We start from the raw sequence: 23,949 nt of genomic DNA, 5'->3' as shown, positions 1-23,949 counted from the left end.
TAGCTCGTATTCTGGTAATCCCGTATGGAAATCAAGGTCAACTTTCTCGACAACCTTCGACTTGAAGCCAAGTTCGATGACTTCACCGTGGTTGCCGACCAACCCATCCGCTACAAGGGCGATGGTTCGGCACCGGGTCCATTCGATTACTTCCTGGCTTCGTCGGCGTTGTGTGCGGCTTACTTTGTGAAGTTGTACTGCCAGACCCGCAACATTCCCACCGACAATATCCGCCTGTCCCAGAACAATATTGTCGACCCGGAAAACCGCTACAACCAGATCTTCAAGATTCAGGTCGAGTTGCCGGCCGACATCTCCGACAAGGACCGCCAGGGCATTTTGCGCTCCATCGACCGTTGCACGGTGAAGAAGGTGGTGCAAGCCGGGCCAGAGTTCGTGATTGAAGAAGTGGAGAACCTGGACGCCGATGCCCAGGCGTTGTTGATGCCTGCTTCCATGTCCGAGGCGGGCACCTACATCGTCGGCAAGGACCTGCCGCTGGAACAAACCATCGCCAACATGTCGGGCATTCTGGCCGGCCTGGGGATGAAGATCGAAATCGCTTCGTGGCGCAATATCGTGCCCAATGTGTGGTCGTTGCATATCCGCGATGCGCACTCACCGATGTGTTTTACCAACGGCAAGGGCGCGACCAAGGAAGGCGCGTTGGCGTCGGCGTTGGGCGAATTCATCGAACGCTTGAACTGCAATTTCTTCTATAACGATCAGTTCTGGGGTGAGGAACTCGCCAACGCGGCGTTTGTGCACTATCCGGACGAGCGCTGGTTCCAGCCTGGCCCTAAAGATGAACTGCCGAGCGAAATCCTCGACGATTATTGCCTGAAGATTTACAACCGCGATGGCGAGTTGCGTGGCTCGCACCTGTACGACACCAACTCGGGCAATGAAGAACGCGGCATCGTTTCGCTGCCGTTTGTGCGCCAGTCGGACGGCGAAGTGGTGTATTTCCCGTCCAACCTGATCGAAAACCTGTACCTGAGCAACGGCATGAGTGCCGGCAACACCTTGGCCGAGGCGCAGGTGCAGTGCCTGTCGGAAATCTTCGAGCGCGCGGTCAAGCGCGAAATCATCGAAGGCGAGTTTGCCCTGCCGGACGTGCCTGCCGAGGTGCTGGCGAAATACCCGGGAATCCTCGCTGGCATTCAGGCGCTGGAAGAGCAGGGCTTCCCTGTGCTGGTGAAGGATGCGTCACTGGGTGGCGAATTCCCGGTGATGTGCGTCACCTTGATGAACCCGCGCACCGGCGGCGTGTTCGCTTCGTTCGGCGCGCACCCGAGCCTGGAAGTAGCGCTGGAACGCAGCCTGACGGAACTGCTGCAGGGCCGCAGCTTCGAAGGCCTGAACGATTTGCCCCAGCCGACGTTTGAAGGCCATGCGGTGACGGAGCCGAACAACTTTGTCGAGCACTTCATCGATTCCAGCGGTGTGGTGTCGTGGCGCTTCTTCAGTGCCCAATCGGACTACGAATTCGTAGAGTGGGACTTCTCGGGCCAGGGTGAAAACTCCAATGCCGAGGAGGCCGCGACTTTGTTCGGTATTCTCGAAAACATGGGCAAGCAAGCGTATATGGCGGTATATGAGCACATCGGTGCAGTGGCCTGCCGCATTCTGGTGCCGGACTATTCGGAAATTTATCCGCTCGACGATCTGATTTGGGACAACACCAACAAAGCCCTGTTCTTCCGTGCCGACATTCTGAACCTGCACAGCCTCGACAAGGCCGGCCTGAAAGCACTGGTCAAGCGACTGGAAGACAGCGAGCTGGATGACTACACCGATATCACCACGCTGATCGGTATCGAATTCGACGACAACACCGCCTGGGGCCAGTTGACGATCCTGGAGTTGAAACTGCTGATTTATCTCGCTCTGCAGAAATACGAAGAAGCGAAAGAAGCGGTGGAAATGTTCCTGCAATACAACGACAACACGGTCGAGCGCGGCTTGTTCTACCAGGCCGTGAACGTGGTGCTGGAGATGAAGCTGGACGAAGACCTGGAACTGGAAGACTACGAAGCCAACTTCCGCCGCATGTTCGGCAACGAGCGGATGGACGCAGCCATCGGTTCGGTGGAGAGCACCGTGCGCTTCTATGGCTTGACGCCGACGAGCATGAAACTCGAAGGCCTCGACCGGCACCAGCGGCTGATCGACAGCTACAAAAAACTCCATGCAGCGCGGGCCAATATGACGGCTTTTTCCAACTGACAGGTCTGCTGCACCAATCCGTGTAGGAGCCAGCCTGCTGGCGATGGGCCTGAAGACAGCGCGTTCATTCAGGCAGAGCGCGTCATCGTTGACGACCATCGCGGGCAAGCCCGCTCCCACAGGGGATCTACTGTGGTCGAAAATCCCGATCACACCGGGATCCACTGTGGGAGCTGGCTTGCCAGCGATGGCGCCGGCACATTCAGCACTTCTGTGACTGATACCCTGCTTTCGTCGGAACGCCGCCAGGAGCGAGCCCGCTCTCACAAGGCTTGGGAGCCGAGCACAAAATCTTCCGCCAGCCCCAAAACCTGTAGGAGCATGGCTTGCCCGCGATGGCTGCCTGGCTGCCAGCCCATCTCTGCCAGATGTTCCCAAATCCTCGCGATCTTCCAGACGAGGCGCGTCTTCGTTGATGCCCATCGCGAGCAGGCTCGCTCCTACAGCAGCATCGGCTTTTTACATTCAGCCCTCGCTTGCTGAAAACATTCGCGCCAGCTGTCGCTGTTCGAACACCTCACTGACGAAGTCGATGAACACTCTTGTCTTGGCTGGCATCAGGGCGCGAGTGGCGAAGTACATCGAAATGGTTCCCGCGTCGGCGTACCAATCCGGTAGCAGTCGCACCAGGTCGCCGCGCTCGATCCAGCTCAGCACATCCGGGACTGCGAGAAAGCAGACACCCAAGCCCAGCAATGCGGCCTCGCGCATCGCCGCCGGGTCGTTGACGACAATGGTCTCCTTGAGACGGGCGGTCATTTCTGCGCCTTGCTTGTCGCGCAGGGTCCAATGCCTGACACGACCGGTGCGGCCGGAGCGCATTACGATTCCATTCAAGTCTTCGAGTGCGCCTGGATGGGGGGGTGAGGTTTTTCCACGCATGTATTGCGGTGATGCAACCGCGATGACATGAGCCGCAGAAAGTCGGCGCGAGATGACGCCTTGAGCCAGTTCAAAGCCTGCACCAATGGCCACGTCAAACCCCTCGGCGATCAGGTCTACCTGCCTGTTCTCGAAATGCCATTCCGGGCGAACCAACGGATACCGGGCCAAAAACTCTGGTAGCAGTGGCAGAACGTGGCTGATGCCAAAGGTGGGGGGCATGCTCACTTTCAACAGCCCGGCGGGCTCACCGTGGTCCGCGGCAATCGAGCTGATGGCGTTTTGCAACGCGTCCAGGTTGCCGCCAATGCTTGTCAGAAAATGCTCTCCGGCTTCGGTCAGCGTCAGCTTGCGTGTCGAACGATGAAACAATCTCACGCCGATGTTTCGCTCGAGCATCGCCACATTGCGACTGACGGCGGCGGGGGTCAGCGCGAGTTGGCGCGCGGTAGCCGAGAAGCTGCCGGACTCTGCACTACGGACGAAACATTCGAGATTGGCCAGGGTTTCCATGGGTCACCTGATACTAATGCTTGAAAATGATGCTAATCATTGCACGCTAATCAATTCATTTTCAGCAAGCCATGATGATTTCACCCTAACTCAAGAGTGAAATGTTCATGACAACTCAAACACTCCCGCTTGCTGGAAAAGTCGCCTTGGTGACCGGTGGTTCCCGTTCGATTGGTGCTGCGATTGCCAAGCGTCTTGCCGCTGACGGCGCACGGGTTGCGCTAACCTACAGCGCCTCGCCTGACAAGGCTGAAGAAGTCGTAAAGGCCATTAACGCTGATGGTGGACGCGCCATTGCCATTTTCGCTGATGCCGGCGAGCCCGCTGCCGTGCGTGCAGCCGTTGCGCAAACCGTAGAAACATTGGGTGGTATCGACATTCTGGTGAACAACGCCGGCCTTGCGCTCGGTGGTCCGATCGAGGACATCGAGTTTGAAACCTACCAGCGCATGATCGCCGTCAATGTCACTGGCGTTTTTATCGCCACTCAGGAAGCAGTTCGCTACATGAAAGACGGCGGCCGGATTATCCACATCGGCTCTTCCATGACCCGTTATGCCGCGTTCCCTACGGCGTCCCTCTACACCCTGACCAAAGGCGCCATCAGCGGTTTCAATCGCAGCCTCGTGCGTGATCTGGGACCTAAAGGCATCACGGTCAACACCGTTCACCCAGGCCCGACAGACACCGACATGAACCCGGATGGCGGCCCGGTGAGCGACATCGTGAAACCAGGCATCGCGGTGGGGCGCTACGGTCAATCCCACGAAATTGCCAGTGTTGTCGCGTTCCTCGCAGGGCCTGAAGCCTCCTTCGTCACTGGCGCAGACATCGTCGCGGACGGTGGTTTCACGGCCTGATCCAGCTCTTCATTAAACAGCCGCAATCCAATCGTGCGCAGGATCTGCGGCTGTTTTTGTAAGGGAAATCTTTACCCGGGTTGGAGATTTCCCCCCTTCGGATGCTGTTCGTCTTAATACCGCTGCGGTGATGACTGACTTACCTTGCACAGACAAGAGGCGTGTCGTCGCAGCGGACCTTTCCCTGAGTCCGCCTGGCGTTTTACCCATAACAACAAGAGGCCTGGCAATGCTCGATTCAAACGTCCCGTACATCTCCCCTGCAAACCGCCGGTATGTGACAGGCATCTGCCGGTAACTGCTTCTGGCGACTTTTAGTTTGACACTGCTCCTATAAATACAGTGCCCCGAGCACATACAGATGTGGAGATGTTAGATGCATCAGGTAAAGCAATCTTGCCGCGGGCTCGGTATGGCCGGCGTGCTGGGGATGATCTGTGCGCCTTTGGCGGCACAGGCCGATGTCATTGATGACAGTCATTTCAAAGTGGATACCCGTAACTTCTACTTGCACCGTAACTACACCAATCACAATGCCGCGGATTCCGAAGTGCACAGTTGGTCGCAGGGCTTCGATGCGCAATTCACTTCCGGTTACACCGACACGGCGCTGGCCATCGGCCTCGATGTGGATGCGCAATACGCCCTGCGCCTGGATTCGTCTGGCAACGACGGTTCGCTGCCCTACAGTGTGAGCGACCAGCAGACGGCCGATGACTACAGTCGCGCCGGTGCAACCTTGAAAATGCGCTACAGCAAGACCGAGTTGAAGGTGGGGGATCTTCGCCCGCAATTGCCGGTGGCGTTCGATGACCCCAGTCGGCAGTTGGACACCATCTATCAAGGGGCCGTGGTTGAGTCCAGGGAAATCGACAAGTTGACGCTGACCGGAGGCCGTTTCTGGTCTGCGGTGACACGTGAGTCATCCAACCACGAGAAACTGTACAAGTACGGCTCCACCGATAACCTCGACAGTGACGGCCTGGATTTCGGCGGCGCCACTTACGACATCAGCAAAAACCTGCAAGCCAGTTACTTCTATGGCGTGTTGCACGATATTTATCAGCAACACTACTTCGGCCTGATGCATATGGCTGATCTGGGCAACGGCTACAAACTGAAAACCGATTTGCGCTACTTCAATAACAATGAAGATGGCAGTGCGCTGAACGGTGAAATCGACAACCGTTCCTATGGTGCACTGTTCAGTTTGCTCAAGGGCGCGCACATGTTTGGCGTCAGTTACCAGCGCATGCTCGGTGACAGCGTGTTCCCGACGATGAACGGCTATATCCCGCAACCCTACCTCGTGCACTGGTCATCTCTGGGCTTTGTGCGCCCGGACGAAAAGTCCTGGTCGGCGCGCTACAGCTATGACTTTGCCGGAATGGGCATGCCGGGCTTGAAGTTCTTCACCCGCTACACCAAAGGCACCAACTGGGACCGTGGTGGCAACCTCAGCGACAACGAAGAAAGCGAGCGTTTCCTGGGACTCAACTACGTGGTGCAGAGCGGGGCGCTGCAAGGCCTGGCACTGGACTTGCGTAACATCGATGTGAAGCAGAAATACGGCTACGACTACAACGAATTCCGTGTCGCCACGACCTACACCTGGAAGTTCTGGTAAACCCGGTTCACCCAGTGATTGTCCCCATAACAATAAGAGGCCTGACCATGATCGAACCCCTCATCCTTTACATCTGCCCCGCAACTTCCCAGTCGCTGCGCCGTGCAGCGTCACCCGGTGCGCTGCGCGCATGAGCGGATTCCAAAAGGAGCAAACACTAGTGAATATCCAGGTCGATAACGCGGTCCTGCAGCAGAAGAAGACTTACCTTTACGAGTGGTACGTGGTCGGCTTGTGCATGATCGCCTACATCTTTTCATTTGTGGATCGGCAGATCCTGGCGTTGATGATCGAACCGATCAAAGCCGATCTGCAAATCAGCGACACCCAGTTCAGCTTGCTGCACGGGTTGGCGTTTTCATTGTTCTACGCGTTCATGGGCATGCCCATTGCTTATCTGGCTGACCGCTTCTCCCGGCCGAAAATCATCGCCATTGGCGTGGTGTTCTGGAGCCTGGCGACGGCCGCCTGCGGCCTGAGCAAGAATTTTCTGCACATGTTTCTCGCGCGTATCGGCGTGGGTGTCGGCGAAGCTGCGCTATCGCCTTCGGCATACTCGATGTTCAGCGACATGTTCCCCAAGGAGAAGCTCGGCCGCGCAGTGGGTATCTACTCGATCGGCTCGTTCGTTGGTGGCGGCCTGGCCTTCCTGGTCGGCGGCTATGTGATCGCGATGCTCAAGGACATGAACACCATCGAAGTGGCCTTTCTCGGCGCGATGAAAGCCTGGCAGTTGGCGTTCTTCATTGTCGGTCTGCCCGGCATCCTGGTCGGCCTGCTGATCTGGCTCACCGTGCGCGACCCGGCGCGCAAAGGCCTGCAGGTCGATGCGCAGGGGCGGGCAAAGAAGGTCGCTCTGAGCGATGGCTTGCGTTTCCTCGGGCGCCACCGTGCAACGTTCACCTGCCATTACCTGGGCTTTTCGTTCTACGCCATGGTGCTGTTCTGCATGATGAGCTGGAGCCCGGCGTTGTACATCCGCAAGTTCGGTCTGTCGCCCATGGAGGCGGGCTACATGCTCGGCACCGTGCTGTTGCTGGCCAACACCGCCGGCGTGCTGTTCGGTGGATGGCTCACCGACTATCTGGCCAAGAAGGGGCACCAGGACGCCGCCATGCGCACCGGCGTCATCGGCGCCCTCGGCATGGCGGTACCGGCCGTGCTGTTCCCGCAAGTCGATCAACTGTGGCTGTCGGTCGCGCTGTTGGTGCCGGCGATGTTTTTTGCCTCGTTCCCGATGCCGGCGTCCACGGCGGCCATGCAGATCCTCGCGCCGAATCAGGTGCGGGCACAGGTCTCGGCAGTTTTCCTGCTGATCAGCAATCTGTTGGGGTTGGGTTTGGGCACTACGCTGGTGGCTCTGTTGACCGACCGCTACTTCGGTTCGCCGGCGGCGGTGGGTTCGTCGATGTCCTTGGTCATCGCCGGCGCGTCGGCGTTGACCGTGCTTCTGCTGTGGCGTGGTTGCCGTCGATTCCGTGAAAGCTATGCCCGGGAATATCCGGCTCACGCGTGATCGGTCATAGTCCATGATCGGCGCCTCGGCCTCGCTCCTTTCGACGGGAGCGGGGCCTTGGCGCTCCAGGTCAGGAGGATCCTCGATGTTGAATGACGTACACCTGCTGGAACGGCACAGCCTGCTCAGCTCGGCCGATTACCGTGAGATCAAGGACAAGGTCAGCCACTACCTGTGCCCGCACAGTTTCAACGTGCTGCGTGACGCGCCGATCCAGACCCGGCTCAACGGCGTGTTCTTCGGTGATTCGGCGCTGCTCGACTTGCGCTATGGCGCGCCGGTGGAAATCACCATCGGCGACGTTGCCGATCAATACCTGTTTCGCATTACCTTGCAGGGCCATTGCGAAGTGGCCCACGGCCGGCGCAGCGCGGCGATGCAGTCGGGCTACCTGAGCGTGTCCTCGCCGTTCGCGCAAAGCCGCATCGTCACCGATGGGCAATGCCGCAACCTGATCCTGCGCATCGACCGGGATGCCCTGGAGACCCAACTGCAACGCTTGCTCGGCCGCAGCCTGCGGCAGTCGGTGATCTTCGATGTCAGCGTCGACCCGCTGGGCGCCGGCGTTGTCAGTCTCTACCACACGCTGGACTACATCTGTCGGCTCTACGGCGATGGCGTGGACGGTTCGCGCCTCGCCAGCGGGCTGTCCGAATACCTGATGCAATTGCTGCTGACACAGTTACCGCACAACTACTCCGCGGACCTTTTGCTCGACAAGCGTGCGCCGCTGCCGCATCACGTGAAGAAGGCCCGGGACTACATCGAGGCGCACCTCGACGCACCGATCAGCCTGGCCACCCTGAGCGAGCTGTGTGGCGTTTCGGTGCGCACCTTGCAAAACGGCTTCAGGCAGTTTCTCCAGCAGGCGCCGGTGGAGTACATCCGTGACCGGCGCCTGGCGGTGATCCATGAATCGCTGAAGCAGGGCCGGGACGGTGAAACCGTCACCGATATCCTGTTGCGCCACGGCATCAACAGTTTCGGGCACTTTTCCACGGCCTATCGGCATCGCTACGGCTGCTTGCCGTCGGACACCCTGCGGCGATGCAAGCATTGAGACTTCTGCGCAATCCGTAACGCGGCTGCGCAATCGGGTAAGTGCGCGGCAGCCCGGCTCGATAGCATCGAGTCACTTACAAGAGGAGTGACTCGATGAATATTACGGTGCTGGGTGGTGGACATGGCTGTTACGCCGCTGCTGTGGAAATGGCTGAAAAGGGACATCAAACCCGCCTGTGGCGTCGTGACAGCGCCGCGCTCAAGGAATTGCAGGGCATTGGCAGCCTGACCATCAAGGACTATCGGAGCACTCGCCAGTTATCCGTGGGAAAGCAGGGCGACAAGCTGTCGTTGACCGATGACCTGGCCGAAGCCCTGGGCGATGCGCAACTGGTGATTATTCCGCTGCCGTCGACCTCCCACGAAGACCTGGCCAAACATGTAGCGCCACACCTGCACGACGGTCAGGTGGTGTTTTTGCCACCGGGCACGTTCGGCAGCTACGTGTTTGCCAAGGCCATGGCCGATTTGGGCAACCAGAGCAAAGTCGCCTTCGCCGAAACCGGTACGCTGCCGTACCTGGTGCGCAAGCATGGCGCCAGTGACCTGGTGATCAGTGGCTACGCCACGCGCCTGCCGACCGGCGTATTCCCCAGCAATCTGTCCGAGCACGCCTTCGCGGTACTGCGTGAGGCCTACCCGAGCGTGGAACCGATCGAAGACGCCCTCAGCGGCGCGTTGATGAACGCCGGTCCCATCATCCACCCGCCGTTGATCATGATGAACGCCGGTCCTCTGGAGCACTTCGAAGCCTGGGACATTCACAACGAAGGCACCCAACCGTCGATTCGCCGCGTGACCAACCAGCTCGACGCCGAACGCATGGCCGTACGCGAAGCCCTGACTTATGGCGCGCCGCATTTCCCCTTGGCCGACCACTACAACACCCACCAAGGCGACGAGTGGATGTACGGTCGCGGCGCCCACGGCAAGTTGACCGACAGCGGCGACTGGCGCGAAGACATCGACCTGCAGAAACACCGCTACATGCTCGAGGACACTCGCCTGGGCCTGTCTTTCCTGGTGTCCGTGGGGCGCTGGGCCGGTGTGCCGACCCCGGTGGCGCAGGGCTTGCTGAGCATTGCCTCGGTGGTTGCCGAGCGTGATCTCTACGCCGAGGGCCGCACCCTGGAAAATCTCGGTCTGGTTAAGCTTGACCGGGTGCAAATGACCGAACTGCTGACCAAGGGTTTTAACTGATGAACGCCCCCTTGCCTCATGTCAGCGTGGTCGGTGCCGGGCGGATGGGCGAGGGCATTGCCCTGGCGTTCATTCATGCGGGCCTGCCGGTCACCCTCATCGATATCAAGGATCGCGCCGAGGCAGAGCGTCACGATTACTTCGAGCGTGTACGCAACAGTATCCGCGGGGAACTGCAAACGCTGGTACGCCTGGGCGTGCTTCAACCGGAGCAGGCGGACATCGCGCTTTGCCGATTGACGTTGCAATGCCGGTCCGGGGCCGCAGCGACATTGCGCCTGTGCGACCTGGTGTTCGAAGCCGTGCCGGAAGTCATCGCGGTCAAGCAGCAGACCTTCGCCTGGGTCAGCGAGCATGTTCCGGCGTCGACCATCATCGCGTCTACGACCTCGACCTTTCTGGTCACCGAGTTGAGCGAAATGGTCAGTCAGCCACAGCGCTTTGTGAACGCGCACTGGTTGAACCCGGCCTACTTGATGCCGCTGGTGGAAGTCAGCCGCAGTGCAACGACTTGCCCGCAGGTGGTCGAACGTCTGCTGCAATTGCTCAAGCGCATTGGCAAGGTGCCCGTGGTGTGCAACCCGGTGGCCGGCTACATCGTGCCGCGCATCCAGGCGCTGGCGATGAACGAAGCCGCGCGGATGGTGGAAGAGGGCGTGGCCAGCGCAGAGGATATCGACACCGCAGTGCGCGTCGGTTTCGGTTTGCGCTTCTCGGTACTCGGGCTGTTGGAGTTCATCGACTGGGGCGGCGGCGATATTCTCTACTATGCCTCGCGTTATCTGAGCGGGGCGCTGGCACCGCGTTTCGAGTCGCCACAGGTGATCGCCGACAACATGCAAAACGGCCGCAATGGCTTGCGCGATGGTCAGGGTTTCTATGATTACCGAGACCTCGACGTGGACGCCTACAAGCAACAGCGACTCGGCGATTTCGTTCGCAAGCTGGCGTTGTCGGGGCTGACGCCGGCATTCGACGGCGCCTTGAAGCAGGGTTGAGCATCAGGGCCGGCAACCGGCCCTGACCGCTACGGTTTCTTCAGCGGGACGGTAAAATTCACCGTCGTACTGGTCAGGATTTTGTGCGTCGGATCGGCGACCTCGAGCAGAACCTTGTGTGGCCCGGGCGTCAGCCCAACCAGGATGATCGGGTCTTCACTGGTGTGCGCCCATGTACCTTTCCAGTCGTCGACGGTCACGTGCAGATGACTCAGCCGAGGCGATACATCAGCCGCCGCTTTACCAAAGACCGGCATGATCCTGGCGTGCGCCGCTCGATACTGGATGATCACAACACCACGTGCGAGCGGCTCGGCAAGCGGGGGGTAGGCAATCAGTTCGGGTGCTGTTTCGGATTCCAGGGGCAGAATCGCCGGCGGCGGGTTGGTATCTGCTGGCGTTTGCGCGCACGCGGCTGTGCCAAAGAACCCGGCAAAAGCCAGGGCTATCAGGTTTTCTTGAGCGAGGAACATGGTGGTTACTCCCGCGAGATGTCTTCCAAATTAAAGTTGGCTTCCCCCAAAACTCCCCAGCTGACTGTCATCGATGGATAGTTTGACTTCGCTTTGCAACAACGCCAAGGCCCGGTCAAAGTCAAAGCGCTCAAGCTCATGCGCCACCCGGCTCAGGCGCTTGGCCAGTGCGACATCGAGCGCCAACCGACGGATCTCCTCGAGCGCTTCAAAGGCGGCGGTGTCGCTCTCAGCCAATAATTGCCCGAGCCGAGTGAGCTGCTGCTTGAGCTCCGTTGAGGGTTGAGACGCCTGCTGCGCAATCGGTGGACTGGCTGCGCCAAGACGAGCAAGCGCGTTCAACACCGGCATCAAGCATTGTTGCACCTCAGCCAAATGGCTCTGCACGACACTACTCGTTTCGCCAGCCCGGCAGGCTTGCTCCAACTGCGCAGCGGTCTGCGCTAAAGCCTTGGCCCCAATGTTGCCGGCGCAACCGCGCAGGGTATGAGCCGCGCGCATGGCCGCGGCCGGATCGGTGTCGGCGAGGGCTGCCTGGAACTGCTCGACAAAGCTGATCTGGGCTGCATGGAATGTGCGCAACAGCCGCAGGTAAAGGGCGCGCTTGCCTGAACAGGCGGCTAATCCTGCGACCTGATCGATACCTTCAAGCTCAGCGGGCAACTGTTCGGATGTTTCGGGATCGTTCACCTCCTGCTCCCGGCCTCGACGACCGCGCCTTGGTTTGATCCAGCCGGCCAACGTGGCGAACATGGCCTCGACGTCCAATGGCTTGGTCAGGTGGTCATTCATGCCGCAGGCGATGGCGCGTTCGCGGTCTCCGGTCATGGCGTCGGCGGTCATGGCGATGATCGGTAGTGCGGCCAGGTGCGACTGCTGACGAATCCGGCGGGTCGCGGTATAGCCGTCCATTACCGGCATCTGGCAGTCCATCAGCACACCGTCGAAATCGCTGTCGCGTGCCAGCAGATCAAGTGCCTGTTGACCATCAAAAGCCAGTTCCAGCGTTATGCCGGCCTCTTGCAACAAATCGCACGCCAGCTCCCGGTTCAGCTCATTGTCCTCCACCAACAGCAGCCGCGCGCCTTTCAAGCGTGCGATATTGTCAGCGCTCTGCTCGCTGCGTTCACTGGCGCGTGTGCCGGTTTGCGGCAGTTTGCCGAACACGCTGCCTATGGCTTCGAGCAAGGTGGAGGGAGTGACCGGTTTGGTCAGTACCACCGGCAGTTGCACGTGCTCGCGCCTGGCCTGTTCAAGCAACTCCTCGCGGTCGAGTGCCGTGACCATGATGACTGACGGTGTACGCGCCAGATTGGCCGAACGCATCTGGCGGACCGTCTCGACGCCATCCATGCCCGGCATCCGCCAGTCCATCAGAACGACGTCGAAGGGCAACGAATTCTTCTCGGCCTGCGCCAGCATGCGCAGGGCCATGCGACCACTTTCGGCGACGTCCACTTCGACACCGAAGCTGTGCGCCATGCCCGAAAGAATCTCCCGGGCACTGGCGTTGTCATCGACCACCAACACGCGGATACCCAGCAATTCATCGGCGGTGAACATCCGTCGCGCAGGGGCATTTGCCTGTACGCCCAGACGTACGCAAAAGTGAAACGTCGAACCGCTGCCCAGTGCGCTCTCGACCCAGATACGTCCCTCCATCATTTCCACCAGACGCTTGGAAATCGCCAGGCCCAGGCCTGTGCCGCCGTACTTGCGCGTTGTAGAACTGTCGGCCTGCATGAACGACTGAAAAATTCGCTGGCAATGCTCTTCGCTCATGCCGATACCGGTGTCGCGCACCCAGAAGTGCAGTTCGACCTTGCCCTCGGCAGTTCCCAGGCGCTCGATGCCCAGCACAATTTCACCCTGTTCAGTGAACTTCGTCGCGTTGTTGCCCAGGTTGGCCAGGATTTGGCCGAGGCGCAACGGGTCGCCAATCAGCGCGGTCGGCAAATCGGCGACCGTGCTGTAGAGCAGCTCCAGGCCTTTGTCCTCGGCCTTCAGGCCCACCACGTTGGTGAAGTTCTCCAGCACGTCTTCGAGGCGGAATGGAATGAGTTCCAGGTCCATCCTGCCAGCCTCGATCTTGGAGAAATCGAGGATGTCGTTGATGATTCCCAGCAGGCTTTCCGCCGAGCGATGCACCTTCACAATGTAGTTGCGTTGCCGGTTGTCCAGATTGGTGCGCAGCGCCAGATGACTCATGCCGATAATGGCGTTCATCGGTGTGCGGATCTCATGGCTCATGTTGGCGAGGAATTCACTCTTGGCCCGTGTCGCCTCTTCGGCGATTTCCCGGGCGTGCTGCACGTGTGCCTCGGCGGCCTTGCGATCGGTGATGTCGTAATACCAACTGGCGCTGATGCGGCGCTCACCCAGCGTCAAAGGAACAGCCGAGAGCAAGACCTCGAAACGTTCTCCTCCATCGCGCTGCAGACTGGCCTCGAAGTTCAAAACCGCGCCCCTGGCGGCGGCGTCCAGGAAGCGCCCGCGTGCTTGCGCATCGCACCAGAACTGGCTTTCATCCATCTCGCCCAATTGCTCGCGGTCGACGCCAAACAGGCCCTCCAGCTCCGGGTTGCAGTAACTCAGGCGCCCCTCATCGTCACGGATCAGCATGGCCACCGGGCTGCTGTCCAATACCGCACGCAACTGCGTTTCGCTGGACTTGAGCGCCGCTTGCATTTGCCGACGCTCGCTGACATCGCGAACCGAAGCGCATATGCACGTGCCACGACCTTCCAGCAGCGGCAAGTGCGACAGGCCGATCTCTACGGAAAACAGGTTGCCGTCCTTGCGAAGGCCCTTGAGATCCTCCAGCTTGGCGCCCATCTGCCGGGTGCTGCCATGGGCAATGAAGCCATCGCGCAAACTCACATGCCGCCCGCGTGCGGCTTCAGGCACCAGGCGCTCGATGGACTCGCCCACCAACTCGCCCGGGGCATAACCGAACAGCGTGTCCAATTGCGGATTGGTCATCAGGATTGCGCCTTCGGCATTGATGACGATCATGCCGTCCGGCGCGGCCTCGAGGATCGCCCGATACCAGGCCTTGGTGGCACGCAAGGCGCTCTGTTGCTTTTCCAGTTCCTGCGATTGCAGCTCCAGGCGCAAGGCCTGCTCACCCATTTCATCAGCCTGGCGACGAGTTTCGATCAACAAGGATTGCACCGCCAAATTACGTTCCATCACCGCCATGGCACCGGCGAGGCGCGGCATGGCCTCCTGTAATAACGCCTGTTCACGAGGCCCCAGCGGTTGATGACCCGCCAGTTCGAGCACGCCGAGCAAACGTTCACCGCGTAATACCGGCTGAACCAGCAGATAGCTGGCCGGCACTTCACCCAACTGCGAATGCAAGCGTCCCAGCGACTGGCCAAGTCCCTGCAATTCACGCGGCGCCCGATCCAGCGCGCATTGCCCCAACAGGCCGGCTCCCATCATCACCGTCGGCGCCGGCGGGTAATCAGGATCGGTCGCGTAGCTGCCAATCAGTTGCAGGCTTTCATCCTGCTCTTGCACGCTATAGAGCACGCCCCGGCATACACCCAACATGCTCGCCATATGCCGCAAAAAGACCTGCGTCAGCTCCCGTGGCGTTTCCGCTTGCGGCAAATCGGCCTGCAGCTGCTCGGTTTGCGCCTTGACCCAGCGTTGGCGCTCCAATTGTTGCGACTCGGTTTGCAGCGTCGCGATGGCACGCGCCAGATCCCCCGTTTCATTTTGCAGATCGGTGTGGGGGATCGTCCCATCCAGGTGGCCGGCGGTCAGTTCGTCTACGGCGGCGCGAACCTGGTAGAGGGGCAGGCGAATCGAGCGGCTGATCAACCAACCCATCAACCACGCCAGTGCCAGGCCACCGAACAGCAACACATAAGTGAGCCGGGTACTGCGCCCGGCGGATTCGGCGATCTGTTTGGCCGTGTCATGAATGGAGGCCTGTTTGACGCTCGCCACTTGTTTGAGCAAGTCGTCTGCGCGCTCATCCAGGCTTTGGAACACGACACTATTGATCAGCCGAGTGGCTTGCACTTGATCCCCGGCACTCGCCAGTTCCAGTGCGGTCTCACCGTCGTGCAGTAAACGCTTCAGCAAAATCTCGAATGTGGCGAACCGCTCCTGGTTCTCCTGGCGCCAGAGGGTCGGTTGGATTTGCAGCAGCGCTTCTTGCAGATGTTGCCGAGACTCGCGAAATTGCGTGACGCCCTTGCTACGAACAACTTCATTGCCACCATCGACGGCATGCTGCAATCCCTGTACGAGATGCGGCATCAGCACTCTCGCTTCCTGCAGCGGTTCGATGCCCGCCAACTCTTGCCGGTACAGCCTCTGCATATCGGCTTTCAACAAGTCTTGGGCACGCAGGCTTTGCACGCCGAGTATCAGAACCAGCGCCCCTAATGTCCCGAAGCCGAGGATCAATTTGATGCGAAGCGGCAGACGTTCCAGCAGCGCGAGCACTCTGGTCATGGCAATTCCCGTTAATGAAAAACCGACGTGTTCACCGCTCAGGGCTTTTGCGAAAGGCGTTGCAGGTCGGCCAGCCTCGTCATGTCCTGATCGCTGTCCGTAAACCGCTCGGCAATGGCATGGAATTGCTCGGCATTGGCAAGGAAGGCATCGCACACGTCAGGATCGAAGTGGCTCGCGCGCCCCTGACGAATGATCTCCACGGCCTGTTCGTGCGGCATTCCGGCCTTGTACACACGACGACTGATCAACGCGTCATAAACGTCCGCCACCGCCATCAACCGGGCACTGACTGGAATTTCTTCGCCGACCAATCCCTGCGGATAGCCGCTGCCGTCCCACTTTTCCTGGTGGCTGTAGGCGATTTCCTTGGCCACGCGCAGAAAGTCCACTGAAAGCCCCAACTGGTCCTCGGCACGCTGAATAGCGTCGCGGCCCAACGTGGTGTGGGTCTTCATGATTTCAAATTCATCCGCAGTGAACCGCCCCGGTTTGAGCAGGATGTGATCCGGAATGCCGATCTTGCCGATATCGTGCAGCGGCGCCGACCTGAACAACTGGCGGATGCTGTCATCGTTGAGCACTGGATTGAAACGCGGATGATCGCGCAGCAATTCAGCCAGCAGCCTGACGTAGTGTTGGGTGCGGCGGATATGGTTGCCCGTCTCGTTGTCGCGGGTCTCGGCCAGAGAAGCCATGGCGTGGATAGTGACATCCTGAATGGCCACCACCTCGCGAGTGCGGCGCTGGACCTCCTGTTCGAGGAATTCATTCTGGTCGCGAAGGAAGTCAGCCGCAGCCTTGATCTTCAGTTGGGTCTGCACCCGAGCCAGGACCAATGACGGACTGATGGGTTTGGTGATGTAGTCGACAGCGCCCAACTCCAGGCCGTGGATTTCGTTTTCCAATGACGCCAGTGCCGTGAGGAAAATGATCGGGATGTCGCGGGTGCGTGCGTCTTGCTGCAGCTTGCGTGCGACCTCATGACCGGACAGCCCCGGCATCATGATGTCGAGCAGGATCAGGTCCGGCAGTGGATTGTTTTGCAGTATGCGCAACGCCGTTTCGCCGCTGTTGGCGGCCTTGACCCGATATTTGTCCTTGAGCAGATCGGCCATCAACATCAAGTTGTCTGGCGTGTCATCGACCACCAGAACGGTGGTCGCAGGATAAACATCCTGTTCAATACCCATGTCTTTTGGCTCCGCTGCCCTTTGAAGGATTGCCCAAAGTCCTTCCATTGCAGTCAAGCGTAGCTCTATTCATCGCGTTTGCTGCTGGAGTAACCGTTGTACTTGAGTTGTCCGTTACGAATGCTGGAACAGATGAGCATTGCTGTCGATGATGGTCTGGATGATTTCCACTGAACCATTAATGGCGAATTGCGCGCCCATGCACACCAGAAGAAAACCCATCAGCCGTGATATGGCATCAATGCCTGACTGTCCCATGATTTTCATGATGATTCCCGAACCCCGCAGGCATACCCAAAGAATGAGTGCGGTGAACAGGAAAATCAGCGGTGGGGCGACCACCAAGACCCAGGCAGGAAACAAGGTACTGTTTTTGATCGTGGCGGCGGAGCTGATGATCATCGCAATGGTGCCAGGCCCGGCGGTACTCGGCATGGCCAGCGGGATGAAGGCAAAGTTCGGTTGTTCCTGTGGGCCGTTGCTCAAGGAAGAGGGGGCAACAGTCGGCGGAAACAACATCTTCAAGCCCATGATGATAAGAATTCCGCCACCGGCCATACGCAAGCCCGGGATGGAGATGTTAAACGCATCCATCACAAACGCGCCTACGTAGTAGGTCACTGCCATGATCAGAAAAACATAGAACGACGTCAGAAAAGCCTGGGTGTTTTTTTCCTTGTGACTCAACCCTTTACTCAAGGCGAGAAACAGCGCAACTGTCGTAGGCGGGTTCGTCAGTGGCAGCAGTGCCAATAACCCAAGGCCGATTGCGTTGAACAGATCTGTCATATCGAACTCAAGTCCTGTTGTTCGGGGCCACGTTATCGGCAAACGCAATCAGCGTGAGGTTTTGACCGTCATGACTTCGGTATAGATGGCATCGATTGTCTGCCCCACCTGAAGCTTCTTCATTCTTTCCTGAAGCTTCGGATCTTCGACTTTCAGGACAGTCGCTTCGCCCTCTGGCGGAAGCAAGGTCACCTCATGCTGTTTCAAGTCAATGCGGGTGATCTTGGACGTGACCTTGACCTCGCGAACCGCTTCACCGCCGGGATTGGGATTGTCCTTTGTGGCGCGGATAGTCATCGATTCCTTGCTAACGCCGGGTGTGCCGCCCACATCGGTATCGAGCACATACGCCACCGAGCGAACCACATGGATGTCGACCGTGTCGCCGACTTTCAGATTGTGCAGGTTCTTGGCCTGGTCTGTGAGTTGGATGGGCACCGGACTCTTGTCGCGTCCTTCGATGGTGACCTGGTGGTTGGCGGGATCAACGGCCAGTACACGGGAAACAATATGGCCCTGCATGGAATTGCTGCCCAACGGTATGTCGTCGGCATGGGTTGTCAGGCAAAGCGTCGAGAAGAGGGAGGCGAGGGCAATGGCGCAGGAAAGGGAGCGGGTTGATTTCATGGGCTGCTTTTCCGTGGAAATTGGAAAGGGCGAATCCGTGCGCAACAAGTTGGTCACTCGGTTACACGTCGATGCCTCTAGTTAAGCGGCCATTCCTGGCTTTAGCCAACATCTGGGCTGAGTAAGCGCCGAGATGGCACGTCCCGTCACTGGCAGTGAGTTCAACATTGACGGCGGACTGCTGGTCCGGTCGGCCGTGACACCATTGGTTGTGGAAGACACTTCGAAGGCCACAGAACAGGAAAGCCTGCCGCGTTCTGGGGGGAACTTCCTCTAGCCAAAGGGGGAGGTCCCACGCACACCAGCCTCCGAAGCCTGCTTTTTGGGACGGTTGCAATTAAAAGCACAGAATTGTCTGAATTCTCATATTGACATATCGATAAATCTCGATATCCTCGGGTTTATGGAATTGATCGAAATATTCAAAGCCCTCTCAAACCCTACGCGTCTTGAAATCTTGAAAGGTTTGAAAGATCCCGTAAAGAACTTCCCTCCACAGGATGAAGGTGACGTTCTCACGGTCGGAGTGTGCGTCAGCAGTATTCAAGAAGGCATCGGGCTGTCGCAGTCAACGGTGTCCGGTTACCTTGCCACGTTGCAGCGTGTGGGCCTGGTCGAAGTCAGGCGAATAGGTCAGTGGACCTATTACAAACGAAATGAAGCAACCATCAATGCGCTTGCCGAGATCATAGGGAAAGATCTGTAATTTTTTTACCGTAACATATCGAGATATCTCGATATCCCATTTTGTCGATACGAGGATTCATTATGAAAGCGATGATACTTAAAGCATTTGGCGGTCCTGAAGCGTTTGAACTCTGCGAGGTGCCCAAGCCTGTGCCGCGCGCGGGGCAAGTCCTGGTGCGGGTACACGCAACCTCCATCAATCCGTTGGATTACCAGGTTCGACGTGGCGACTATCCCGACCTGGTGCAACTGCCGGCCATTACCGGGCACGACGTATCTGGCGTTGTCGAAGACGTTGGGCCGGGCGTGACGACCTTCGTTCCAGGAGACGAAGTCTGGTACACCCCGCAGATATTTGATGGGCCAGGAAGCTATGCCGAGTACCACGTCGCTGCCGAAAGCATTGTCGCGAAGAAGCCACCCACGCTGAGCCATCTTGAGGCCGCAAGCCTGACCTTGGTTGGCGGGACGGTGTGGGAAGCGCTGGTCGTGCGTGCGGCGCTCAGAGTCGGTGAAAGCATTCTTGTACACGGCGGCGCCGGAGGCGTTGGTCATATCGCGATCCAGCTGGCGAAAGCCATGGGAGCAAGAGTGTTCACAACCGTACGCGCAGCAAACGCTGAGTTCGCCCGCAGCTTGGGTGCCGATGTGATCATCGACTACGAAAATGAAGATTATGTTGACGCCGTCATGCGGGAAACAGGCGGCCACGGCGTTGATGTTGTTTTCGACACCATCGGCGGCAACACATTGTCCCGCAGCCCCGACGTGCTCGCTCAACTTGGCCGTGTCGTCTCGATCGTGGACATAGCACAGCCACAAAATCTCGTTCAGGCGTGGGGCAAGAATGCGAGTTATCACTTCGTTTTTACCCGGCAAAACCGCGGCAAGCTGGATGAGTTGAGCGCATTGATTGCGCGCGGCCAGCTGCGGCCACACGTTGGCGCTGTCTATTCGCTTGCGGACATTGCGCTCGCCCATGCTCGGCTGGAAAGTCCGAACAACGGTATTCGAGGAAAAATTGCGATTGCAGTCGAGCCATCGCTTATCGCGTAAACGCATGTTTTTTAATCGTTCAAGTCAATTGAGAGGAACACCATGATCTATGAGATCGCTCTGCTCCCCGTTCACAAGGAACGCATTGAAATGTTCCGACGTGCATTTGCCGAGGTCGCACCTTTGCTCCGCCGCGCCAAAGGTTACGGCGGCCACTTGCTCGCGCAGGGAATCGAAAGCCCTGAGCGGTTCAACCTGATCGTGAGATGGCAATCACTTGAAGATCACACGCCGGGCTTCGAAGCGAGCGAAGACCATCGGCTGTTCATGATGGGCTTGGAGGAATATTTTTCGGCAGAACCGACGGTCTACCACATTGAGGGGGCAGCCTTTATGACTGACGAACATGATGGTTTAGACCATTCCGTTGGCATGGCTGCTGCCAGCGCATCAAGAGGTTTGTGGCCTTGAAGCCAGTTTCGTTTTCTCAAACTGCTTAGCGGTAATGCTGTTCACTTAAGGACGAACACCCGTGGCGAGGGAGCTTGTCGGATCGCCGCACCGTCCCGCTGGGGCGCGAAGCGGCCCTAAAAGGGACTGCTGCGCAGCCCAGCGGGAGCGAGCTCCCTCGCCACAGGATGCTAATGTTCGCTTAAGTGAACGGCATTACGACCCTCGGCGGGGGCAATTGATGATAAGGGCTTAGTGAGCCATCACCTCGTCCAGCGCCTGCTCAAGGGTGCTGACCGTGCGCTCGATATTGTGCAGCTTTTCGAGGCCGAACAGACCGATGCGGAAGGTCTGGAAGTCGGCCGGCTCGTCGCATTGCAACGGCACGCCGGCGGCAATCTGCAGACCGTGGGCGGCAAATTTCTTGCCGCTCTTGATGTCGGCATCATCGGTGTAACTCACCACGACACCAGGGGCCTGAAAACCGGCTGCGGCCACGCTCTTGATGCCTTTGCCAGTCAACATGGCGCGCACCCGATCACCCAGCGCCTGTTGTTCGTCGCGGACCTTGTCGAATCCGTAGGCTTGCATCTCTTTCATCACTTCGTTGAACCGCGCCAGGGAATCGCTGGGCATGGTTGCATGGTAGGCATGTCCGCCTTGTTCGTAGGCCTGCATGATCTGCAGCCACTTTTTCAGGTCGCAGGCGAAGCTGCTGCTCTGCGTCTGCTCGATGCGCTCGAGAGCCAGAGAACTGAGCATCACCAGCGCGCAGCAAGGGGAGGCGCTCCAGCCTTTCTGCGGAGCGCTGATCAGCAAGTCGACTGCGCATTTGTGCATATCCACCCAAATCGTGCCTGAGGCGATGCAGTCGAGCACCAACAGGCCACCTACCGCATGCACGGCGTCGCCAACGGCGCGAATGTATTCGTCGGGCAGGATAATCCCGGATGAGGTTTCAACGTGGGGGGCGAAGACCACCTGTGGCTTCTGCGCCGCGATGGCCGCCAGCACTTCGTCCAGAGGGGGCGGGGCGTAGGCTGCCTGGCGACCCGTCTCGACCGGTCGGGCTTTAAGCACCGTGGTGGCCGCCGGAATGTTGCCCATCTCGAGGATCTGGCTCCAGCGATAACTGAACCAACCGTTGCGTATCACCAGGCATGGCTGGCCGCTGGCAAACTGTCGCGCCACCGCTTCCATGCCGAATGTGCCGCTACCCGGGACCACCGCAACCGCCTCGGCGTTGTAGACCTGTTTCAGGGTCGTGGAGATGTTCTTCATCACGCCTTGAAACGACTGCGACATGTGATTGAGCGAGCGGTCGGTGTAGACCACTGAGTACTCGACCAGCCCTTCGGGATCGATACTGGGATATAGCTTTGACATGGAGTGACTCCTTTGGCAGAGATATCAGTGGTATCGACCCTGCCCTAAGCCTTGGCAAATGACAAGATTGCTCGGGATCCAATGGCGACTTCTGTCGGGCGGTTGGCAATATCAGGTTGATTACAGGATCTGGCAGTGCTCGCAGGTGGCTGCTGGTCGGAGGAGGGTGGGCATTGAAGATTCCTGCCCCCCTTCGTTCGGTCGATAACGACTCGTTACTTATAGTGCAGCTATAGGTACCTGTTTGCTGATGGCCACTGCAAATTCTTCGGCAGTTGGGCTTTCCGGCCACTGCGCTACGCCTTCCGGCAGCGAAATCCACGGCTGCTTACGCTTGACCCAAATGTGCGCCAAGGGCGTCAAACGGTCTGCGCCGTGGAGTACGCCGGCACGCAGGACACGCATGCCCGGGGCGGCGTCAGTCTCATTGAACAGGCGGGTGAAACACGTACTGCAGGCGTACTGCGTAGAGGTATGTCCTTGTGCAGTATGGATGTACGTCGTGGTGCTTCCCGAGATCTCAATAGCCTGAGCGGCACAGAGCATATGCAAGGCAAAAGCACTGCCGCTCCAGCGCTGGCAGTCAAGGCAATGGCATGCGTACAACGGTGCAAGTGCTTCAATCTGCAGTTGAAGATGGACTTGTCCGCATCGGCATTGACCAGTGAAACCCATGGTATTGCTCCTTATACTGCTGCGTTACGAAAGAGACGTGCATCATCCACGTTCCTCAAACCCGGCAGAAGACAATAAACGGAGCAACCGTTGGTACGAAATAGATGAGCGGCCTTGAATGGGAAAGTCAGCGAGTGTTCCTGGCAGTGTTGCGCAGTGGCAGCCTGTCAGGCGCCTCCAGATTGCTGGGCATTGCGCAGGCAACGGCTCGTCGACGCCTGGAAAGCCTTGAAACGGGTCTGGGGGTGAAGCTGTTCACCCGAACCTGCGCTGGCCTGGTGCCTACTGCATCGGCACGTGGGCTTGTTCACCATGTCGAATCCATGGCGATGGCTGCCGAGGCGTTCAATCGCATGGCCAGTGCTGAAACGGACGTATCGTGCGGCACTGTCAGGCTCACCAGCAGCGCCTTTTTGGGCGTTGAGGTACTCCCCGGATTACTGCGCGAGTTTCATTACAAGCACTCAACGTTGAAGCTTGAAATCAGCATCAACGATTCGCTGGAGAACATTGCCCGTCAGGAGTCAGACATCGCTGTGCGGCTCGTGCGGCCCAGAGAAGCCGAAGTCGTCGTGCGACGTGCAGGGGCTCTGCGAGTCGGCCTCTACGCAAGTGCCCAATGCCTTGAACGCTATGGCGAACCTGCAAGTCTCGAGGCCCTGCGTCGTGCGCCGCTGATTGGCCCCGACCGACGCTCCACCGACAGGCGTCGGCTGATCGAGGCGGGACTGTGTGAGGACCAGCCATTTTCTATTGCCACCGATAACCACCTGGCTCAACTCGCTGCGCTGAGAAACGGCCTTGGGTTTGGCTTATGTCCAGCCACCGTCGCAGCGACCTATGGACTGATCCGGGTTTTGCCTGACAGCTTCGGCTTCGACGTTGATGTTTGGATTGCCATGCACAATGACCTGCGCAACGTCGGGCGCATTGCCAAAACATTTGAAGCCCTGAGTGAGGCGCTGTCGCTTTACCTGGACGAAAGCGCTTAGCCGAGAACGGCCAGGAGATGCCATTCGAAGCGGGCGGCTTTCGGCCAAAACCGGTCACTCACAAAATAGACTCTCTCGGTGGACCACCTCACAGTGTTGCGCATCGTAGCGGCGATCCGGCTTACTATCGAACGCAGAAAGACAAACGAGGACATATCGATTGAACGCCGTAAGCGAATATGAAGATTGGCTAGTAAATGATCTGGCTCGCTCCGAAAAGGACGAATGGTGTTTGACAAATGCCAGAGAGGAGATCGTGACGAGGCTGAAACCGGACGAAGCTTATGCTGCACTCGTAAGCGCGCTTGAGCTCACGGTAAA

The 23,949-nt window shown here is 58.6% G+C and carries 19 protein-coding genes; 11 read left to right on the top strand and 8 right to left on the bottom strand.

Going from position 1 to position 23,949, the window contains the following annotated elements; translation table 11 throughout:
• The first annotated feature begins 24 nt into the window (after nucleotides 1-24).
• Nucleotides 25-2,229 (top strand): OsmC domain/YcaO domain-containing protein, encoded by a 2,205-nt coding sequence (locus tag D8U69_RS08295; RefSeq protein WP_130907092.1) that lies wholly within the window; start codon nucleotides 25-27, stop codon nucleotides 2,227-2,229.
• A gap of 465 nt (nucleotides 2,230-2,694) precedes the next feature.
• On the opposite strand, the gene D8U69_RS08285 is transcribed toward D8U69_RS08295, so the two are convergent.
• A complete protein-coding gene (locus D8U69_RS08285; RefSeq protein WP_130904568.1) occupies nucleotides 2,695-3,624 on the bottom strand; it encodes a LysR family transcriptional regulator in 930 nt (309 codons plus the stop codon).
• Nucleotides 3,625-3,731: 107 nt separating this feature from the next.
• Between D8U69_RS08285 and D8U69_RS08280 the strand changes: the two genes are divergently transcribed.
• The 6 genes from D8U69_RS08280 (at nucleotide 3,732) to D8U69_RS08255 (ending at nucleotide 10,887) form a co-directional block, all read left to right on the top strand.
• The gene (locus tag D8U69_RS08280) at nucleotides 3,732-4,484 is read left to right on the top strand and encodes a 3-oxoacyl-ACP reductase family protein (protein ID WP_130907091.1); all 753 of its coding nucleotides are present in this window, start codon (nucleotides 3,732-3,734) and stop codon (nucleotides 4,482-4,484) included.
• 376 nt (nucleotides 4,485-4,860) lie between these two features.
• Complete coding sequence (locus D8U69_RS08275) at nucleotides 4,861-6,111, top strand: OprD family outer membrane porin (RefSeq protein WP_130904566.1); 1,251 nt, start codon at nucleotides 4,861-4,863, stop codon at nucleotides 6,109-6,111.
• 160 nt (nucleotides 6,112-6,271) lie between these two features.
• Nucleotides 6,272-7,627, top strand: a complete 1,356-nt coding sequence (locus D8U69_RS08270) for an MFS transporter (protein ID WP_056856641.1) — start codon at nucleotides 6,272-6,274, stop codon at nucleotides 7,625-7,627.
• A gap of 85 nt (nucleotides 7,628-7,712) precedes the next feature.
• Complete coding sequence (locus D8U69_RS08265; RefSeq protein ID WP_130907090.1) at nucleotides 7,713-8,687, top strand: AraC family transcriptional regulator; 975 nt, start codon at nucleotides 7,713-7,715, stop codon at nucleotides 8,685-8,687.
• Between the two features lie 95 nt (nucleotides 8,688-8,782).
• Complete coding sequence (locus tag D8U69_RS08260; protein ID WP_130907089.1) at nucleotides 8,783-9,889, top strand: NAD/NADP-dependent octopine/nopaline dehydrogenase family protein; 1,107 nt, start codon at nucleotides 8,783-8,785, stop codon at nucleotides 9,887-9,889.
• Nucleotides 9,889-10,887, top strand: a complete 999-nt coding sequence (locus D8U69_RS08255; RefSeq protein ID WP_130907088.1) for a 3-hydroxybutyryl-CoA dehydrogenase — start codon at nucleotides 9,889-9,891, stop codon at nucleotides 10,885-10,887. The genes D8U69_RS08260 and D8U69_RS08255 overlap by 1 nt, the downstream gene beginning before the upstream one ends.
• Nucleotides 10,888-10,916: 29 nt before the next feature.
• Here the strand turns inward: D8U69_RS08255 and D8U69_RS08250 are convergent, their stop codons facing one another.
• The 5 genes from D8U69_RS08250 to D8U69_RS08230 form a co-directional block, all read right to left on the bottom strand.
• Nucleotides 10,917-11,360, bottom strand: a complete 444-nt coding sequence (locus D8U69_RS08250) for a DUF6130 family protein (protein WP_130907087.1) — start codon at nucleotides 11,358-11,360, stop codon at nucleotides 10,917-10,919.
• A 30-nt stretch (nucleotides 11,361-11,390) separates the two neighbouring features.
• Nucleotides 11,391-15,833, bottom strand: a complete 4,443-nt coding sequence (locus D8U69_RS08245; protein WP_130907086.1) for a response regulator — start codon at nucleotides 15,831-15,833, stop codon at nucleotides 11,391-11,393.
• A 38-nt stretch (nucleotides 15,834-15,871) separates the two neighbouring features.
• Nucleotides 15,872-17,026 carry a two-component system response regulator gene (locus D8U69_RS08240; RefSeq protein WP_130907085.1) on the bottom strand — a complete coding sequence of 385 codons (1,155 nt, stop codon included), beginning with the start codon at nucleotides 17,024-17,026 and terminating at the stop codon, nucleotides 15,872-15,874.
• Between the two features lie 114 nt (nucleotides 17,027-17,140).
• The gene (locus D8U69_RS08235) at nucleotides 17,141-17,815 is read right to left on the bottom strand and encodes a MarC family NAAT transporter (protein ID WP_056856634.1); all 675 of its coding nucleotides are present in this window, start codon (nucleotides 17,813-17,815) and stop codon (nucleotides 17,141-17,143) included.
• A gap of 48 nt (nucleotides 17,816-17,863) precedes the next feature.
• The gene (locus D8U69_RS08230; protein WP_130904560.1) at nucleotides 17,864-18,442 is read right to left on the bottom strand and encodes a hypothetical protein; all 579 of its coding nucleotides are present in this window, start codon (nucleotides 18,440-18,442) and stop codon (nucleotides 17,864-17,866) included.
• Nucleotides 18,443-18,845: 403 nt separating this feature from the next.
• Between D8U69_RS08230 and D8U69_RS08225 the strand changes: the two genes are divergently transcribed.
• The 3 genes from D8U69_RS08225 to D8U69_RS08215 all read left to right on the top strand — a co-directional run bounded on the left by D8U69_RS08225 (nucleotide 18,846) and on the right by D8U69_RS08215 (nucleotide 20,596).
• Nucleotides 18,846-19,148 (top strand): metalloregulator ArsR/SmtB family transcription factor, encoded by a 303-nt coding sequence (locus D8U69_RS08225; RefSeq protein ID WP_056856632.1) that lies wholly within the window; start codon nucleotides 18,846-18,848, stop codon nucleotides 19,146-19,148.
• Nucleotides 19,149-19,210: 62 nt separating this feature from the next.
• On the top strand, nucleotides 19,211-20,185 hold the full coding sequence (locus tag D8U69_RS08220; RefSeq protein ID WP_130904559.1) for a zinc-dependent alcohol dehydrogenase family protein: 975 nt from the start codon (nucleotides 19,211-19,213) through the stop codon (nucleotides 20,183-20,185).
• Nucleotides 20,186-20,227: 42 nt separating this feature from the next.
• Complete coding sequence (locus D8U69_RS08215; RefSeq protein ID WP_130904558.1) at nucleotides 20,228-20,596, top strand: antibiotic biosynthesis monooxygenase; 369 nt, start codon at nucleotides 20,228-20,230, stop codon at nucleotides 20,594-20,596.
• Nucleotides 20,597-20,827: 231 nt separating this feature from the next.
• On the opposite strand, the gene D8U69_RS08210 is transcribed toward D8U69_RS08215, so the two are convergent.
• Together D8U69_RS08210 and D8U69_RS08205 are read right to left on the bottom strand one after the other, a co-directional pair.
• On the bottom strand, nucleotides 20,828-21,961 hold the full coding sequence (locus tag D8U69_RS08210; RefSeq protein WP_130904557.1) for an aminotransferase class V-fold PLP-dependent enzyme: 1,134 nt from the start codon (nucleotides 21,959-21,961) through the stop codon (nucleotides 20,828-20,830).
• Between the two features lie 219 nt (nucleotides 21,962-22,180).
• Complete coding sequence (locus tag D8U69_RS08205) at nucleotides 22,181-22,636, bottom strand: GFA family protein (RefSeq protein ID WP_130904556.1); 456 nt, start codon at nucleotides 22,634-22,636, stop codon at nucleotides 22,181-22,183.
• 104 nt (nucleotides 22,637-22,740) lie between these two features.
• Between D8U69_RS08205 and D8U69_RS08200 the strand changes: the two genes are divergently transcribed.
• Nucleotides 22,741-23,628 carry a LysR family transcriptional regulator gene (locus D8U69_RS08200; RefSeq protein WP_130904555.1) on the top strand — a complete coding sequence of 296 codons (888 nt, stop codon included), beginning with the start codon at nucleotides 22,741-22,743 and terminating at the stop codon, nucleotides 23,626-23,628.
• The last annotated feature ends 321 nt before the right edge of the window (nucleotides 23,629-23,949 follow it).

It is taken from the genome of Pseudomonas sp. Sample_16, assembly GCF_004307665.1.
Classification (GTDB): Bacteria; Pseudomonadota; Gammaproteobacteria; order Pseudomonadales; family Pseudomonadaceae; genus Aquipseudomonas.
This window is presented reverse-complemented; position numbering and strand designations above follow the sequence as displayed.